This window comes from Bacillus sp. B2-WWTP-C-10-Post-4 (genome assembly GCF_009183805.1).
GTDB lineage: Bacteria > Bacillota > Bacilli > Bacillales > Bacillaceae_G > Bacillus_A > Bacillus_A cereus.
This window is the reverse complement of sequence record NZ_WEII01000263.1, coordinates 1-1,122: the sequence shown is the minus strand read 5'-3', so window position 1 is coordinate 1,122 and position 1,122 is coordinate 1. Positions and strand designations below refer to the sequence as shown.

Here is a 1,122-nt window from a genome sequence, read left to right as displayed (position 1 = left end):
ACATTTTATTATATCGGCTTAAGTATTATGAAATTAAAATTACAAATAACACCAAAACTCTTTTAAGGGCTCGCACATCGTTCGTATCTGGTTGATTATCTTTTGATACCTATGTCATTAACACAACTAAAAAAGTTTATTACAAAGGAATCTGAGAGGTTTTTTCAATTTCGAAATTTATTTTTTTGTAAATTAAAGGAAAAATAATCCATATATACGGATTATTTTCTTAGTGTACTCTGTATTGACCTGTTAACTGTTTTTCAGCCATTCGAACTAAGCGTTTTGTAATCTCTCCACCGATCCGAACCATTTGCAGATGATGTGATGTATCAGGTCCCAGTGTGACTCCTAGTTCAAAAGCAATTTTATACTTCATTTGCTCAATAGTACTTGTAGTAGCAGAAATAAGAATTTCATTTGTATTACTTTCGCATCTTTGAATATTTATAAATAACATGTACCTAATTATGCTATTTATGCATGAGTAACCTAATTTATTCCAGTATTTTTATAGAAACCCTTTCCTTCCCCTTATTCCACCAATTAAATTTGAAAAACAAATGTACATTGCATTTCAATATAACAATAAAAGCTACAAAAGCAACGAATTTACTATTTTAAAGTTAAGTGTTTAACCTTGAAGTACTTAAATTCTTTTTTCCAGATAAAGCATACATTATATCTTGATGTTTTATTGTCCTTTTATAATTATGTGGTATCGGGAATTTATTTCGGTGTTCTTTTATTATAATTAAAGTTTGAAGTTCTATGTTCAATACTTTTGCGAGGACATGATAGTTATATCCATTGTTTAACAGAGAAATTATGTCATAGAACATAGTTTTTCCACCCACTAATTTTACTAATTTATTCTTTAACTCATCCCCTTTTTCTTTAGCTTCATCAATTTCTAACAACATAGATTTTTTATTTGTCTGCTTAATGTATTGAGTATACAACTCTGGGAATTCTTTTTGTACTTCTTTGTTTAATACTGGTTTATATTTAATCATATAAGTAACTTGTAACAATGAGCGTTTTAACAAACTATCTTCAATGAGATACGCTACTTTATTAAATAAATGGACATATTCCTCAATATTGGAATAACTATTAAAA

At 27.9% G+C, this 1,122-nt stretch carries 2 protein-coding genes; both read right to left on the bottom strand.

The window, feature by feature from the left end; all coding sequences use genetic code 11:
- Positions 1–229: 229 nt before the first annotated feature.
- Positions 230–460 carry an alpha/beta-type small acid-soluble spore protein gene (locus GBN78_RS29760; protein WP_000897398.1) on the bottom strand — a complete coding sequence of 77 codons (231 nt, stop codon included), beginning with the start codon at positions 458–460 and terminating at the stop codon, positions 230–232.
- A gap of 166 nt (positions 461–626) precedes the next feature.
- On the bottom strand, positions 627–1,122 hold a 496-nt coding region (locus GBN78_RS30840), incomplete at its 5' end, for a nucleotide excision repair endonuclease (RefSeq protein ID WP_226798516.1).